This window comes from Ruegeria arenilitoris (assembly GCF_013030985.1).
In the GTDB taxonomy this organism is placed as follows: domain Bacteria; phylum Pseudomonadota; class Alphaproteobacteria; order Rhodobacterales; family Rhodobacteraceae; genus Ruegeria; species Ruegeria arenilitoris_B.
On record NZ_WPYP01000010.1, the window covers coordinates 13,458 to 29,397 of the forward strand.

A 15,940-nucleotide genomic window follows, 5' to 3' on the forward strand; every position below is an offset into this window, starting at 1 on the left:
TAAACTGACGATAGGGTTCGAACGCAGCCCCTCAGACGAGTATTGAATGTGAACACCACAAGTCCAAATCCTTCCACCACGCAGAAGCTGGGCGCCATCCTGTTTGCCGACGTCGTCGGTTATTCGCGTCTGATGAGCGAGAATGAGCTGGATACATATAATGCTCTGAAATTGTTGATGTCTCAGCTCGAAGAAACCTGCGCCGCGTTTCAGGGCCGGGTGGTCGAGGTGCGCGGCGACGGTATTCTGGCCCTGTTTGACACCGCCACCAGCGCGGTTGAGTTCGGGGTGGAACTGCATCGTATCGCCAGCCAGCACAACAGCGAGCGCACGGATGACCAGCGCCTCATGTTCCGCGCTGGCGTCCATCTGGGCGAAATCCTGATCGACGATCGCGGCATCCATGGTGACAACGTCAATATCGCCGCCCGGCTTCAGGAAATCGCGGAACCTGAAAGGGTTTATGTCAGTTCTGCGGTGTACGATCAGGTCTGCAACCGTCTGCGTTACGGTTATGAATTTCTTGGCCCGAAAAAGCTGAAGAACATCCTGTCCCCCATCTCGACCTATTGCGTGCGCAGCGAGGTCGCCGGAGCGACAATGGCCGGAACGATGCGGCCCGACCTTCCCGGGGACGTGCTGGAACGCCCCGACACGCCCTCGGTCGCCATTCTGCCCTTCAGCAGCCAGGGCGGGGACGAGTCGGACAGTTGGATCGCCGAAGGGCTGACCGACGACATCATCATGAACCTGTCCAAGTTTCGCAATCTGTTCGTGATCGCGCGGAATTCGTCTTTTTTCTTCAAGACACAGGCGATGCCACCGAAAGAGGCCGCGCAAAAACTGAATGTGCGCTATGTCGCCCGGGGCAGCGTGCGCCGGTCGGCCAGCCGTATCCGGATCACGGCGGAACTGGTCGACGCCACAACCGAGCGCACCATCTGGGGTGAACGGTTTGATCGCAAGATCGACGATATTTTCGACATCCTTGACGAAGTGACCGAATGCATCGTGGCCGCCACCGCGGTGATGATTGAATCGCACGAAAAGCGGCGCATGATTCAGGCGATCCCGTCTGACCTTGAGGCGTATGGGTCCGTGCTTCAGGGTCAGCACCACATTTTCAAATACACACGGACCGACAACCGCAAAGCGCAGAACTTTTACGAGTCGGCCCTTGAACTGGACGAAGGCTATGCCCGCGCGGCGGCGGCATTGTCACGGACACTGAATATTGACTGGCGCTATTCCTGGTCCGAGGACCCTGCCACCGCGCTGGATCAGGCCCTGACCTTTGCGCAGCGCGCGATCGAGCTGGACCCCACCGACGCGCGCGGGTTTGGCGAATTGGGCTATGTGCACCTGTATCGCAAGGAGCACGACGCGGCGCTGCAGTCCTATCGCCGTGCTCTGTCGCTGAATCCGAATGACGCTGACATGCATTCCGATTTCGCCGATGCGCTGGCGCATTATGGTGACAACGAAGCAGCAATCTCCCATCTCCAACAGGCAATGCGGTTGAACCCATATTTCCCGGATCAGTACCTGTGGCATCTGGGCGGCGCATATTTCAATCTTCGCCGCTATGAAGACTCCATTGAAGCCGTCAACAAGATGAACAACCCCACCGAAGGACAACGCTTGCTGGCCGCCAGTTTCGCACAGCTCGATCAGTTGGACATCGCGCGCGACATCGCTGAGCGGCATCGGAAAGCGCATCCCAACTTCTCACTGAAACGGTGGGAGAGCGTGCAGCCGGACCGCCTGCCCGAGGACACGCAACACTTTGTCGAGGGGCTGAAAAAGGCAGGCTTCTGAACGAAAAAAGGCCCCGCTTGGCAGGGGCCCTTTGCAGATCTTTTCTAATGGGAACCGTGACCTTGGTGCCGGATCAGTCTTCCGAGCCCCGCGCACGTGCACCGCTGACCCGGGCTCCACTGACACGCGCACCACTCACGCGGGCGCCGCTGACACGTGCACCGCTGACACGCGCACCACTCACACGCGCGCCGCTGATCGCCGGGCTGTCAAAGCCGAAATAGATGTCCAGCAGAACCTGTTCGAACATGCCCGCGGTGACATCCATACGCATGGTCTGATCAGCCTTGTCATAGGCCCAATACATGACGTCGTTGGCCATCTGATAGTCGGCGGCCGCAACACCGCTTTTCGACGGATCGTTGGGTGCCCGGGACGCTAGGTTCCCCGGCAGGTTACCATCCGTGGCGCTTTTGCCTTTGCCATGCACAAGGAAAATCGCGGGCTCGGGAAGGTCGTAATACGTACCTTCATAGGCAAAGCCATAAATCTTGGCAAACCGGGGCTCATCTTCGCCGTCCTTGGCGAACTGCTTGTCCAGTTGCTTGTTGTTTCCCTGTCCGCGCTTGTCGGTAACTGTGTATTTCATGTCATCAAGGACGCGTCCGAAAATCAACACTTCGGAAAAACTGAGCAAAGTCTCTGGCATAAACTCATCTCCTAATTGCAGGCTCGACAGCTCCGGCCGTCTTACCCCCCCTAACGAAGACCCGATAATTGACGAGCCAAATTACTTCCAATAATTACCCTTCGATTGAATGCCACAAAACCATTTAAAAATAAAGGGTTTTAGGCGCTACTCCGGAACCTGCGTACGGACCGAATGCGAATGACTGTCTTCTTCGGGGTCAGGCAGGCGAGGCCCTGCGGTGGTCAACCCGATATCGCGCATCCGGAAGTTGCCTTCGATGATATTGCGGAAGGCTCCGCCGGTGATCTCTTGGTCCACCGCCAGCAGTGCCTTTTCCACCCCGAAATAACTGAGCATATCCGCGTCCAGCATCTCCCACGTGTCGGCCAGATAGGTACCCAGAAAGTCACGCGCTTCAAGAAGGGCGATGCGGAACCCTTCGGGATTTTCGGCGTATCGTTTGTCGAAAACACCCTGCATCACACGGCTGTAGTCGGGCGAGCCTTCCAACTGATCCGACAGGTGCTCTTCCTCGGGCGAGATCAGGCCGTGCACCAGCAAACGCTCGTGGTAAATATCGACGAAGATGTCGAACATCGCACCGGTCAGGGGTTCGGACAAAGCGTGCTCGCTGGACCAGCCGGCAGCGAATTCCGACAAGGACCGGTCATTGGCCGCAATTCGGATCTGAGCGTTTTCCGACAGTTCGGCAAATCGGCTGAGGCGGTTGAACGTGTAAAGGTTCCCCCGCGTGTTCTCCAGCAAATCATCGACCACCGAACCGAAATGCAGCGACGCCAGCAACGCCACCAGATCAGCCGCGGATTCATGAAACCCGTAATACTCGCCCGAGGCATCGCCGTTAGACGGCATCCCGATCACGCTGTAGATGATGGCATGGCCGATTTCATGCGCGACCACATCGAAGTTCAGGCTGTAGGGGCGGTATTCATCCCCGTGTTCATGGGTGCCGCCGGTTTCCAGAAACCCCCAGCCGATATGCGCGTTGTCGAGGCTGGGCAGCAGCGACAGTTCCAGCCTGTCAAAGTCGCGCGCGAAGTGCCACGGGATCGGGCGGTCGAAATAGCCCTGCCAGACATCCATGGTGAAATGGGCCGAGCCGAACAGATGCGCGGCCTCAAAAGCGGGGTCGGTGGGGTCGATATGGATGAAGTTGCCGAACTCGTCCGGCATGGCGGGCGGTTGGATTTGCCCGTCCCAGGGCGGCAGGTACATGCCCGGTCCGTTCGGCCCCGGTATGATCGCGCCGTAAGGGGTGGTTTTCCCCACCGGGTCGACCGTGTACATGCGCGGACCCGACGGCCCGGGCCCGATGCTGCCCTGTGGCGCAGAAATCTCGACCAGCTCCAGCTGGGCATTGGGTTCCAGAAACGGAGACTGTGGAAACAGCAGAAACCGAGTACCGGGTTCTTCTTCGATCTGTTCGGGTAAGTTCACAAAACGCTCTCCCGTGTGGTGCCCGGTCAAAACCGGCGGCCTCTCATTCGGCGGCTCCGGTGTCGGCCCCCCTGTGGCAATACAAAAACTCGGCTTCTATCATCTCATAAAACGCATCGCGCCCGGACAACCCAAGCGCCACTGCGTAAGAGTCAAGATCATCGGGCACCGGCTGGTCAAGACGAGATTCAAAATACCACATCAGCACCCGCAACCGGTCCACGCCGGACTGGCCCGCCGGAAGGGCCTGTTCCGCCTTGCTGGCGGCCCGGTCCCGCAGCTGGGTGTATTGATCCGAGCGGCGCAGTTCCGACAGCAGTTGCGCGTCCAGACGGCTCGCACGCGACGCAGTGGCGGCTTCGATCCGGGCCGCATCCGCCAGCATCGTCTCGTAACCCTCGGGGCTCAGGTCATTCGCTTCAATCCACGCCATCAAGTCGGATCGCCGTGACAGGCCGATAGTAGCCCGGTGGTCTTCCATCTGCCGGACGAGTTCGGCGCGTTCGGGGGGGCGATCCTGTCTCGAGGCCTCCTCGCGCGATAACAGGGCCAAAACCGCTCGGTTCCGCAAGGTTGTGTAAAGCTCGGGCTGCAGCCGCAATTCGTCGACCACGCTGCGGTCGGCGGATGGGTCCCCGGCATCGACCCGCGCGCGCAACGCCTTCCACATCAGGGTTGGTTCGGTGCGCGCAATGTCCGAAGGGGGCAGGGGAGTTCCGGTCAGATATTCCGCCATGCACTCCAACATGGCGACGGCATCCCGGGCCTTGGCGTCGATACGGCCCGTCGGCAGCCAATTCGCGAATTCGGTGATGCCTGACAGGTTCTGCAGCGCACCGAGAATATCCGGCCAGGTGCGATGACGGTAATGCATCGCTTTGGCGCAGCGCAGCACCTCAGAGGCCGTATCCGGCGACAGAACCCCGGCGGTCTCGGCCTGCGCCACGGTCGCGCGGATCGACACCATCGGCTCACTCAGCGACTGAAATCCCAGCTCGGCCGGGCTGTGCAGCACCGCGACCTCGTCGTCGTCCTGCAGCGTGCCGTTACTGTAATCCTCGAAGATGCCCCCAACACCAATCATTCCGAAATCGGCCAGTTCCGCCGCGCGCAGGGCGCCCATGCTGGCGCTGCCGAAAACCGGAATGCCCTGTTCGATCGCCCACAGAATCTCCTTGTGCCAGACCGAGGGCACCCCTTCGAAAAACCCGTCGATGATGCCGATGGCCGTCGGTTTGTCGCGCACGACGCGGTACACGTCACCCTGCCGGACGGGAGGAAGGATCGTGGCGTCCAGACGATCCGAGACCGCCTCTGGCGCGAGGGTCGGGCCTACAAAAACCACTGCCGTCATGTCAGACCCCCCTCAATGCGCCGTGCCCGGGGGCCAGGGATGTAATCCGGTTCGTCATGCGGTGCTTCAAGCCCGGGAATGACAGCCCGAACCACCGCGATGTCAAATTCCGGACGCGACAGATCGACCGTCACCACTTGCGGGGCGCCCACAGCGGAGAGCCGCTGCAACAACAGGTCCAGATCCTCATCGAAGGAATTGGTTACATGCGACGGGCAGTCGCCAAAACTCTGATCCGCCGCGGTGCAATCGATCAGATCGCGCACATAGCGACCGCGATCCATTTTGGCCTGATCGGTGAATTCTTCGGGGTCCAGATCATCCCGCGCGCCCGAGATATAGGTCAGCCGCGTCTGCGCCGCCTCGGTCAGGGCGCGCAGCAAGGCGATGGCGCGATCCGGGTGGCACCCGTCGCCGATGCCGATATGGCCGGGTTGCCCACCACCTTCGCAGATCACGCAGCGAAAACTGGCGATACCGATATCCGAGGTCGTATTCCACAGTCCGACCTCCAGCCCCGCGTCAGTGATCATTGCAATCGCCTGACGGCAACGCGGATCATCGACACTGTCGGGATTAAGACGCGGCAATCCCGGTTGGTGGTGCCACAGGGTTGTGGCATCCCGTTCGATCAGCTCACAAATGGCGTGACAGCTGGCCTCAGCCAGGTTGTTGCCCGAGGCCAACCCATTGGTGGTGCGGGGAAAGGCTGCCTGACCGCCAACCGGCGCGCTGGTGTAATCGGTATCGACCATCTCAAGCGGAACCCAGCATGGTCCACGCGCACCCAGATCGTGCCCTTGAACCCACAGCATATTCCGATGCGGGTCAAAGCGCCCTCCGGTCACTTGGGGCAGACTGGTCGCTTCGACTACCATGGCCTCTTCAGCAAGCTCGGCATATCTGGCCAGCCGTTGCGGCAACTGAACCCGTTCGGCGTGCCAGGATTCAATCGCTTCCATCACGCCCGAGGCCTCGGCCGCGCGCAAGGACAGCCCCTTGCCCAGCGACACCGCTACTGATCGGGAATTGGGCCTTGCAACCATCACCGTGGGCAGCCCAATCCGGTCCAACCCGGTCAGGTTCGCAATCCGGGTGATGCCCATGCTTTTCAAGAACGGCTTGACGATCTGCAGGGTCTGTTCGGGGTCGCGCAGCCGATGCGTGTCCAGCACATATTGCTTCTGCGATGCATCGGGCATGTTTCGGACCTTGCTAAATTAAATGACCGCAATGAAAAATAACCGCGCCGGGCCAGTCTGTTACGGCGCAGGATGCTGGATCGAATCCTTCCGGTCAACCGTTGTGCTGCGCTGACCGGCTGAAGCTGAGCCGGGAAATGTGGAGATACCGTTCCCCGGCGTGCAGGATCACGCTGGGATAAGAGGGATTGTTCGGCGCGTCCGGCCAACCTTGTGGCTCCAACGCCAACCCTGAATAGGCCCTATAGGGCTCGCCGGACAAAGTTTCACGATCCGGATGGTTCAGATGCGTTCCGGAATAGACCTGCAAGCCCGGTTCGGTTGAAGTCAGCGCCATCCGGACACCCGACAGAGGCGACTCCAATACCGCCACAGGCTTTTCAGACGTCCGCCGGTCAGAGATGCAGAAATTGTGGTCGAAGGGGAAATCCCCAACCATCCTTGGCGTGCGGAAATCGAACTCGGTGCCCTGAACCTGCGCGGGATCGCCCGACGGGATCAGATCGTCATCAACGGGCAGGTATCGATCGGCGACGATCTGCAGATTGTGGCCGGTTATGTCTCCGCCACCATTCAGATTGAAATACCAGTGCGGTGCAAAACTGCAGACCGTGGCGCTGTCCGAGCGCGCCTCGATCTCGAGACTCAACACCGCAGGGTTTTCCACGCTGTACCGGGCTGACACGAACAATTCTCCGCCAAACCCCATGTGACCGTCAGGCAAATGCAGAGTGAAAGTCACGCTGGTCGCAGAACAATGCGCAACCTCCCAAAGCTGCATTGCGGCTCCGTCCTGACCGCCATGCAGGCAGTGACGGTCGCGAAAATTGCGGTTCAGGTGAAACGTCTCGCCGTCGAGGCGATACGATCCCGACGAAATTCTGTTGGCACAGCGGCCGACGATGGGCCCCAAATACTCATCTTTGCGCAAATATTCTGCCGGATCACACCATCCAAGTACCAACGAGTGGTCGAAACCGTCCAGGCGCAAATCGCACAACGTTGCCCCCAATGGCATCAGGGTCGCCGTCAAAACCCCATTTGAAATCGTGATTGTTTGCGATTGTCGCTTAGCTGTTTGTTGCATTCCGACCTCTTGGAACGTGATGCCGATGGCAGCCCAAACGTGTATAGCGGTCAAACTTGGTGAAGCATACTGAACATAGCCTCAGGCACTCTGATTGCCGGCGTTTTTACATAATCATGATTACACACATTTTTGATCCCGACGGATTCCCGTGTACAAACCCGTTAATAATGAGACCCCCTTTTTTGAGACAAAATGCTATGTGCTTTTGCGTTGGGAAGATAAGTCTTTAAATGACGTCCAAGTAATAGGAAGCGACGGAAAAAACGCTCTTTGTTCATAACTTATGCCTACTTCGGAACCGGCATTCACCTGTTTGCTGAGACGGCCAAACGAGCCATATTGAGTATATGCCTCACTAGGCGATCGTGTTTCTCCGTGCTCAATGCTTCTCGCGCGCACTGTGTACCTGTTGTCCCACCGGAAAACCCAAAGGCAGCTTCGTCGTCATTCAGCAGAGATAAGAACACTGCCATAGCTTTTCGACGTTCAGCGGCCAAAAGAAATTCAGGATTGGATAAGCCTCGCGGAGGAAACGATGTTTCTTGCCTCCGACTGATCTGACTCTCATGGGTTGTCTTAGAAATGCTTCAAACTTTGTCAGGTTTCGCCACGAACGTTTCAGCCTTGGGTTTTCTGACCAGCCCTTTGCATGGGCATTGCTGACAAAGTCAAAGCCAAGATATGCTTCCAACGGCGCAGAGCATTTAGGACAGACCAATGCCAGTTGTTTGCCGTATTGAGCAAGATCCGGAGTAGCTACGAAACTAAAACAGGATTGGCATCGTTCAACCAACGGTCTGGAATGGAACGTGCACATGGTGACAATGGACAGGGAACAATCGAGAAGCAGGTAGTGATCCGCCCCCCTGCCCTGTCCTCCATCAGTCACAAAGGGCACCAACTATAGAGCAGAATTCCACTCGGAACGGTTACGAGCTTGTCATGATCATAGGCCATTCCTGTCCAGGATACATGCGGTTCGTCAAACACCGGATATACCCGCGATTGCTTCGATTTTGGCAATCCGCCCGAGGGCGGCCATCATCCGCAACACCTCTTGCCCTGTTGGATCGGCGGGCAGGCGACGGTTCCAAAAGAACAGTATACGCAGCAATCCCCCGGCAACGGCTTCAAAACGGTGTTGCAAGCAGTGCACTCGTAAAACCACTGGCACGCATCTGTCGGCATAGTTTCGACCATCGAAAAGCCGCACTCAGGGCAAGTGATTTTGCTTTCTAATACAACATTCTGTTCACTCATATTTTCACATCCGGGTTATGGGGTCGTCATTTAAACGGGCTTCGTTGATTGAGCAGCCCTATCTGACGGGTCCACCGTGATTGTTAGTGCATGATCGGCCTGTGTTCCATTGGGATGATGGTTTCCGGTGCCGGAGGGCGATAGCCCGGTGCACTGTGTGGTCGTTTGGTGGTGTGGTGATTCCTCCATTCTTCGATGATGATCTGCGCTTTTCTGAGTGAGTGGAAGGTTTCCCCGTTTAACAGCTCATCCCCCATGCGACCGTTGAAGCTTTCTCAAAACCCGTTCTCCCAAGGCGAACCTGGTTCTATATATGCCGTTCTGGCTCCGACCGCCGCATTCCAGTCGCGAACCGTCAGGGCAACAAATTCAGGGCCGCTATTTGAACGGATGTATGACGGTGCGACAATGCACGAAGTCATAGCTCCAGACATGATTGCGATGTTCCGGCCTGCGCCGAACGCATGAACCATTGTTTAGCCAAAGCCGCCCCTTCCTGGGCTGTTTTGCAGGCACCTTCAGCCTCTCTCAGCAACACCGCAACCCGGCGATAACCATGCCGACCATATTGCCTGGCCAGCTCGATCATGCCGGCCACCAGATGTTCTTCATCTGGTCGGCCCCGTGGAATACGACTTTGCGTGGATCGGTGCTGTCCCGGCACTCGCCATGCACGGCGCTCGGAAACTTTGACCTGGCTGCGAACATGATCGATACAAGCACGGCGACGAGAGGGTCTTGGAAGTTTCCCTTCGATGCTTCCGTCAGGATAAGTTTGTCGAGCGTCAGCTCTGATACCGCACGCCTCAGCTGCTCATTTTCCTTCTGAAGCCGCTGTGGTTCCTTCAATTGGTCTACACCCATTCCACCATATTGCTTGCGCCAGCGGTAATCAGTTTGCCCCACAACGCCGATCTGTCCGATCGCATCCAGACGCGGCATGCCTTGGCCACCGCCGAAGCCATTGAAATCTAGGTTGGAGGGCCGTCTGAGAGGCGGCCTACAGGAGACATTCACTGGGTCGGTTCGCGCCGCGATGCAGCTTTCGCATTCTTGCCGTTCATGCGCCGCGCTGCGTTATCGAAATCCGAGCGACGGCAGCGCGCAACAAAGCCGCCCTTTGCCGAAGGCGCACAATTGGGGCTACTTGATTCGGGAAAGCAGCAGAAACACCGGCATGAGCTCGGCGAACATGGTGGTTGTTCGTTCCGTCAGGTTCGGTTCGAGAACAAAGGCTGGGGTCTCGGCGTCCATCCAAACCGAATAACCTTTGCGCCGTAACGCTTCCTCATGGGGGTGATCCTTGTCAAAACCGGACGGAACGCGTTTCAACTCCGGATCACCGATCCGGAAACCCTGATCTCGCATCTCTGCGGTGGTCTGGATCAACTCTGCCCCCAGAGAACCCGCCATCGCATCGCGGAAGGCATCCAACACTACTTTTTCATACTGGAACACCCCGCAACCGAGGGACAGCTTTTCAGGAGAGAGCCCAAAAAACCACATCGGCGGCTGACCCTCCTGCCCTGTCGGCATGAACGCAAGGTGCAGATGCGCGTTATAGGGTGTCTTGTCCTTGGAAAATCGAACATCGCGATGAATCCGAAAGATTTTGCTGCCGTGGTCCTGCCCAGTCAGGTCTTGCAAGGCGAATGCCATATCGTCGGCGAATAGCTTGCTGGGCGCTTTCAGGTGCGTTTCATAAGTCGCTTTGTTCGCCGCAAACCAATCCTTCGTATTGTTGGCCTTCAGATCTTGCAGAAAGCCAACCGCCTCAGAAGAAAAACAGTCAAATTGGGTCATAAATCCTCCTATCAGTCTTTCTTGGGCAGCCCTGCTGCGTGTTCAACGCAAAGGTGCAGCCAACGCCGCAGAGCGTCGTCATCGCAATCGCTTTCATCTACGCGGACAAAACCACCCAGTGTGCGGGTTCCGTGGATCACGGCATGAGCCGTGGGGTCTTTCAGGGCGGCGCTTTCGTTCACCTTGCCCACCCGGAACATGAACCGACCCACACCGTCCTGGTGTTGCCGCGCACCGCAGAGCATGTTGCCGTTCAAAAAGAAGCACAGGCCGCCCATCATCCGCTTTTCCGAGATGCCCACATGCGCAGCCAATGCGTCTCGCATGCGGGCGTTGAGGGTTTCATTCACGGGCATCAGTTGACGGCCCAAAGCTGCCAGAGGATCGCCAGCGCAAGCACCAACATGGTCAAGGTCGTCAGCGCCGCCCCAACCGCGCGCCCCTTGCCGTCCACCGAAGCGCTCAGGCTGAAATAGTGGACAAGACGGGCAAACAGCAGCACGGCACCGCAGGCAGCGACCAGCCAGGTTGGGGTTCCCGCGATCTCTGCCCCTGCTAGGGCCAGCAGAGCAAGCGGCACATATTCGATGAAGTTTCCATGTGCCCGCATCAGTCGCAGCAAGCTTTCATCTTCGCCATGCAACAAAGGAATCCCTGTTCTGGTGCGCCGCACGCCAACGGCAATCGCCATCGGAATGCTCATCAAAACAAAAATGGATGTGACGGCCAGCGCGATCTGCGGAACCTGTTCCATGTGATGCCTCCTTTCCGGTCGTGCTTAAGACGTCATGCTTTCATAGGTAATCAGCGCAAACCGCGCGCCTTGCGGGTCAATCAGCGTGGACATACGGCCAACCCCGGGCATGTCCATTGCAGGCTGAACAATCGTGGCGCCCTTGGCCGCGGCTGTGGCGACACTGGCATCTACGTCAGCTACGGTGAAAAAAATCGTCCAGCTTCCCTGATCCTCGGGCATTGGGGAAAAACCACCGATCGCCGTTTCGCCTACAACGGCGGCGGAATAGCTGGATCCGTCCTGCATGGGCATGTCGTTGATCGTCCAACCCAGCACCTCTTGATAGAACGCTTTGGCTTTACCCTGGTCCGGGCCGGAATGTCCGATCCAACCGGAATTTCCGATAGTGGTCATCTCAAGAATACTCATGTGTATCTCCCTTGGTTGCGCCCGCCACATACGGGTCTGATCCAAGGACGCGCGAAGCGTCGCGATCCCTACACGCGGCGCAATTTTTCCTGGCAGATCGCGATTTTTTCCCTGATCGCAATACGTTCAAGGGCCGTTGGACCAAGCGCCATCACGGTTTCAAACGCTGCAATCGCCGCGCGGTGATCACCTGTGTCCTGCAAAAGCCCGCCTCGCATCGCATGAAACCAGCGATAGGTGGACAACTCCTGCGCCAAAGGCTCCATCTCCTTCAGCGCATGATGCGGGCCGTGCAGCTTGGCCTGCGCTGCAATCTGATTGAGACGCACCACCGGCGTCGGCTGCAATGCGTAAAGGGCTGCGTAATGGCTTTCGATCGATGCCCAGTCCGTATCACGATCCGAGGCTGCACGGGCATGTGTCGAAGCAATGGCAGCCTGGATAATGTAAACACCATGATGGCCTGTCCGCTGGGCCTTTTGCAAAAGACCTGTCGCCTCGGCGATATCCGTGCGGTTCCAAAGACTGCGATCCTGATCGTCCAGCGCGACAAGTTTTCCTTCCGGATCAACGCGCGCATCACGCCGGGCGTGTTGAAACAGCAAAAGCGCCAGCAAGGCGGCCTGTTCCCCCATTGCCGGAAACAACGCCGCCAGCAGTCGCGCCAGCCGGATTGCCTCTTCGCATAAGGTAAGCTTGATCTGCGTGGGACCGGCCGAGGTCGACCACCCCTCGCTGAACATCAGGTAGACCATCAGAGAAACTTCGCCCAACCGCGCACCCCTTTCCGCCGGGCTTGGTGTTTCAAAGGCGACCGGGCTTAGCGAAATTTTCTTTTTGGCTCGAGTGATCCGCTGCTCCATCGTTTTGGGCTTGACCAGAAATCCGCTGGCAATCTCTTCCACGCTCAACCCCAGAACAACCCGCAGCGCAATGGCAATTTGATCCTGTCGATCAAGTCCCGGATGGCAACAGATGAACAGCAACCGCAACACGTCATCGCGCATCTCGTCCGGGTCCGGTGTTTCGGCGGGTAACGGCTGAAACTCGTCGGCATGGCGCGACAAGATTGCCGCCCGGCGCTGGGACTTGCGCACGTGATCAAGGCCCGAGTTGCGTGCGGTCGTCAGCAGCCAAGCTAACGGATCACGGGGGGCGCCGTCTTTAGGCCAAACCGTTAGCGCCTTCAGGCAAGCTTCGGCAAAAGCCTCTTCGGCCATGTCGATGTCCCGAAAAAACCGGGTCAGGGCCGCAAGCGCACGCGGGCGATGCAGGGCGAATGTGGCCTCTAGCCAGTCCGACATGACCTATTCCGAAGAGATCACGCCGCCGGCCCAAGCGACCGGACGCACCTCAAGTCGTGCAACCGGAGATGAGATCATTTTGGCGTATTCCAATGCCTCATCAAGGTCTTTGAAATCGGCGGCGTAAAATCCGAGGAAATTCTCCTTTGTCTCGGCGAATGGGCCGTCGGTGATCAGTGGTGCTGCACCTTCGACCCGGGACGGCTCGACCATAACAGCAGAGGTTGGCGGCATCAGCTTCATTGACACGAATTCCCCCCGATCCGTTAATGCCGATTGCAGTGCACCGTGTCCTGACATCACTTCGTCCTGACGATCTTTGGGCAGCGCTTCAAACACGCCCGGTTCTCCATAGATTGTGATTGCGTATATCATATTCGCCTCCAAACATCAGTCTCATGGTGCAAGGACGCGCGAAGACATGCAAATCCGACAACGGCCCTTAGCCCGCACTCATTCAGCTCTTCGAATGCTGCGGCCGCATTGCTGCCACTCGCTGTCAGCGCGATTTCTGGGGCGCATCGAGCTGACGGGTTGCTCAACGAAGCGGCCACTCATACTTGCGGTACGAATGGCCACTTTCTGGTCAGCATCTTTACGGCTGCATTCCCGCCCTGCCCGGCGGATCGATGATCAAGGTTAATATGCACCCTTGGTCACTAGGCCGAAACGATAGAAACCCAATTACTATCGAGGTCCGGTCAACTATGGTGCAAGCCAATTAAACGGTTCAGCAGGTGCGAATTTTTCTGATACGTCACCCGCCAAAATCGGATGCCCCTTTAGTTCCAGCTTTTGTGGTTCACTGCCCTCTGAAAGATCTAGCTTGTTGATATCAACCCAATAGACATTTGGGCTAATGGCGGACTCAAAGTAGTACCTTCCATTTTCATGATCCGCGACGGAACGCCAAACCGTTGTCGCCAAATTGGGAGCATCCGGATCAGTAATTCCCAGGGGAACCGAGACATTGCGAATGATCGAAAATGCGGCTGCGGTTGCCATTCGGCGATCTTCGAACGCCGGCACAGTATCAAGATAGAAATCTGCCCGCGTAAACCGATCTGCCGCACGATTTGTGCCCGGCAACATAGACAGGCCGCCAACCTGATCCCAATAGGCAGTCAATGCAAGCTGCTCATCATAAGTTGGGGAGTTGGTCATGACACGGTATTCTTCGCCATGATGCACGATGAGTTCGCCGTCTACATATTCGAAGATCGCGGAATCCCCGCTTTTGTCAGACAGCGAAAGATGTAGTCCAGCTTCGTGGCCGTTGGGAAGACGTGGGGCCACCATGGTGAATGGCTGTGCTGACAAGCCTTCAACCGCCTCGGCGACCGTCGCATAATTGTCGAGCGCGTATTGTGCCCAGGCACCGACGGACAGTGTGGGTTTACCCTCCGCCTCACCATAATCTGCTTCGGCCAAGTAAAGCAGGTTTGCTACAAGCCCGGCTTCGTTCATGCCGTCGACGGTGCCAATGTCATAACCCGACAAGGTGATCGATCCGTATTTTGACACCCATTCGATCGATCCTTCGCCCAAACCTCCGTCACGCTCCATGCCCTTGGGAAACGCCCAAAAATCTGATCCGACATCCTCGAACCAGTCCATACTTCTGGCTGTGATGAAGCTGTCCGATCCGGTTTTGTAGAGTAGCCGAGTGCATGCATCGGCAGATACTGCCATTACCGACGCAGCGCAGATACCGGCAACTATATTTCGAGCAGCATTTTTCATGTTAAACTCCATGATGTGTTTCGAATGACGACCAATTAGAAGATCGGGGGCTTCAGGTGTTCAGTTGTCGCACAGAACTTGCACAAAAGCCCTGCGGTACGCTTTCTGGGCTCGCAAAAAACCTGACAATTGCGGATTGCGGGGACTAGCTGACATCGCAACCCATTATCCAATGACGCTGTGCCCACGAGCCTGCATACAATTCACCAGAACCTGGCGTTGGACCAACTCGTCATTGTATTGACCTTTGACAGAGCCAAGTATCCCGCCCGCGACCGCCCCACCGACAGCGTCATACCCATCTCCGATCATGGCACCGGTGAGCGCACCGTCGATTGCGCCGAACGTGGTGTCCATTCCCCTTTTGCCGGATTGATAGTTTATCGCCAGAGCGGTGCAGTGTGCCTCGTCCGAAGCAAAGCTCGCATTTCTTGTGCCGTCCACTGCAAGCGGTTTCTGCATTGGGTACTGAGTGCAAGCGGTTAAACCAAGTACAGCAACAAGAACGAGTTTTTTCATGATCGCTTCCCTTTAAAATAAGGACCTTGGCCTGAGTGACAAATGTTCAGATCGGCCATTCTCTGAACACTGCACACATAAGCAATCACGGGTTTGTTATAAGATTGATTTCCACAATTTGACGCTGCGTAAAATGCCATTTTCCCGCGCGACTTCCACCTTGCCCCGGGTGCCAAAAAAACAATGTCAGAACCAGTGATGATCATGCGAGTGGCACCGCTAGCGTTGACCGGGCCTGTCGTGTCATCGGCAGCACGCACTGTCGGCGCTGATACGGTTTTGTACGTTATGGCTCCGCCGGCCAAATGCAGGATGACTATTGACGTCATTCTGGCTTTTCCGTTGCCCTCGATATGAACAACCACCGTTTCAGCTTCGCTTTCGCCGATAACTGGGCGGTCTTCCGTTCGCAATGGACCGGTGCTTATGCGGTAGTCGCCGATATCCTGTCCCTCGGCGCTGTGATCGATGAACGTAACCGTAACCTGATATTCTCTTCGGCAGAATACTGTTTGCACGTCGCGCTGCGGGGGTAATTCGTGCAATGAGCCCTAAGTACCACTTTCTGCACATTGCACGAATGGCGCTTGCTT

Annotated in this window: 16 protein-coding genes and 1 pseudogene; 1 reads left to right on the forward strand and 16 read right to left on the reverse strand. The window is 57.2% G+C overall.

Annotated features, from left to right (window positions below):
- The first annotated feature begins 48 nt into the window (after positions 1–48).
- Complete coding sequence (locus tag GOX88_RS18410; RefSeq protein WP_170405197.1) at positions 49–1,818, forward strand: adenylate/guanylate cyclase domain-containing protein; 1,770 nt, start codon at positions 49–51, stop codon at positions 1,816–1,818.
- A 73-nt stretch (positions 1,819–1,891) separates the two neighbouring features.
- Here the strand turns inward: GOX88_RS18410 and GOX88_RS18415 are convergent, their stop codons facing one another.
- The 16 genes and pseudogenes from GOX88_RS18415 to GOX88_RS18490 form a co-directional block, all read right to left on the reverse strand.
- The gene (locus GOX88_RS18415; RefSeq protein ID WP_254436309.1) at positions 1,892–2,467 is read right to left on the reverse strand and encodes a hypothetical protein; all 576 of its coding nucleotides are present in this window, start codon (positions 2,465–2,467) and stop codon (positions 1,892–1,894) included.
- Between the two features lie 147 nt (positions 2,468–2,614).
- A complete protein-coding gene (locus tag GOX88_RS18420) occupies positions 2,615–3,907 on the reverse strand; it encodes a hypothetical protein (protein ID WP_170405199.1) in 1,293 nt (430 codons plus the stop codon).
- Between the two features lie 43 nt (positions 3,908–3,950).
- Positions 3,951–5,261 carry a TfuA-like protein gene (locus GOX88_RS18425; protein WP_170405202.1) on the reverse strand — a complete coding sequence of 437 codons (1,311 nt, stop codon included), beginning with the start codon at positions 5,259–5,261 and terminating at the stop codon, positions 3,951–3,953.
- Positions 5,258–6,463: a YcaO-like family protein gene (locus tag GOX88_RS18430; RefSeq protein WP_170405205.1), complete on the reverse strand. Its 1,206-nt coding sequence runs from the start codon at positions 6,461–6,463 to the stop codon at positions 5,258–5,260. The genes GOX88_RS18425 and GOX88_RS18430 overlap by 4 nt, the downstream gene beginning before the upstream one ends.
- Positions 6,464–6,557: 94 nt before the next feature.
- Complete coding sequence (locus GOX88_RS18435; RefSeq protein WP_170405207.1) at positions 6,558–7,550, reverse strand: aldose epimerase family protein; 993 nt, start codon at positions 7,548–7,550, stop codon at positions 6,558–6,560.
- Positions 7,551–8,594: 1,044 nt separating this feature from the next.
- Positions 8,595–8,813: a GDCCVxC domain-containing (seleno)protein gene (locus tag GOX88_RS23490; protein WP_254436310.1), complete on the reverse strand. Its 219-nt coding sequence runs from the start codon at positions 8,811–8,813 to the stop codon at positions 8,595–8,597.
- Between the two features lie 83 nt (positions 8,814–8,896).
- Positions 8,897–9,761, reverse strand: a pseudogene (locus GOX88_RS18445) (integrase core domain-containing protein); the annotation flags it as partial.
- A gap of 195 nt (positions 9,762–9,956) precedes the next feature.
- Entirely contained in the window at positions 9,957–10,616 is a 660-nt protein-coding gene (locus GOX88_RS18450; RefSeq protein ID WP_170405212.1) for a DUF2461 domain-containing protein, read from the reverse strand.
- Positions 10,617–10,627: 11 nt separating this feature from the next.
- Positions 10,628–10,972 (reverse strand): TfoX/Sxy family protein, encoded by a 345-nt coding sequence (locus tag GOX88_RS18455; RefSeq protein ID WP_170405215.1) that lies wholly within the window; start codon positions 10,970–10,972, stop codon positions 10,628–10,630.
- Positions 10,972–11,370 (reverse strand): MAPEG family protein, encoded by a 399-nt coding sequence (locus GOX88_RS18460; protein ID WP_170405218.1) that lies wholly within the window; start codon positions 11,368–11,370, stop codon positions 10,972–10,974. The genes GOX88_RS18455 and GOX88_RS18460 overlap by 1 nt, the downstream gene beginning before the upstream one ends.
- A gap of 24 nt (positions 11,371–11,394) precedes the next feature.
- Complete coding sequence (locus GOX88_RS18465; protein WP_170405220.1) at positions 11,395–11,781, reverse strand: VOC family protein; 387 nt, start codon at positions 11,779–11,781, stop codon at positions 11,395–11,397.
- A gap of 68 nt (positions 11,782–11,849) precedes the next feature.
- Complete coding sequence (locus GOX88_RS18470) at positions 11,850–13,085, reverse strand: RNA polymerase sigma factor (RefSeq protein ID WP_170405223.1); 1,236 nt, start codon at positions 13,083–13,085, stop codon at positions 11,850–11,852.
- 3 nt (positions 13,086–13,088) lie between these two features.
- Entirely contained in the window at positions 13,089–13,460 is a 372-nt protein-coding gene (locus GOX88_RS18475; RefSeq protein WP_170405225.1) for a YciI family protein, read from the reverse strand.
- A gap of 330 nt (positions 13,461–13,790) precedes the next feature.
- Positions 13,791–14,828: a linear amide C-N hydrolase gene (locus GOX88_RS18480; RefSeq protein ID WP_170405546.1), complete on the reverse strand. Its 1,038-nt coding sequence runs from the start codon at positions 14,826–14,828 to the stop codon at positions 13,791–13,793.
- A gap of 165 nt (positions 14,829–14,993) precedes the next feature.
- Positions 14,994–15,347 (reverse strand): hypothetical protein, encoded by a 354-nt coding sequence (locus GOX88_RS18485; protein ID WP_170431743.1) that lies wholly within the window; start codon positions 15,345–15,347, stop codon positions 14,994–14,996.
- Positions 15,344–15,865, reverse strand: a complete 522-nt coding sequence (locus GOX88_RS18490; protein ID WP_170405231.1) for a hypothetical protein — start codon at positions 15,863–15,865, stop codon at positions 15,344–15,346. Before GOX88_RS18490 ends, GOX88_RS18485 begins: the two co-directional genes overlap by 4 nt.
- Between the last annotated feature and the right edge of the window lie 75 nt (positions 15,866–15,940).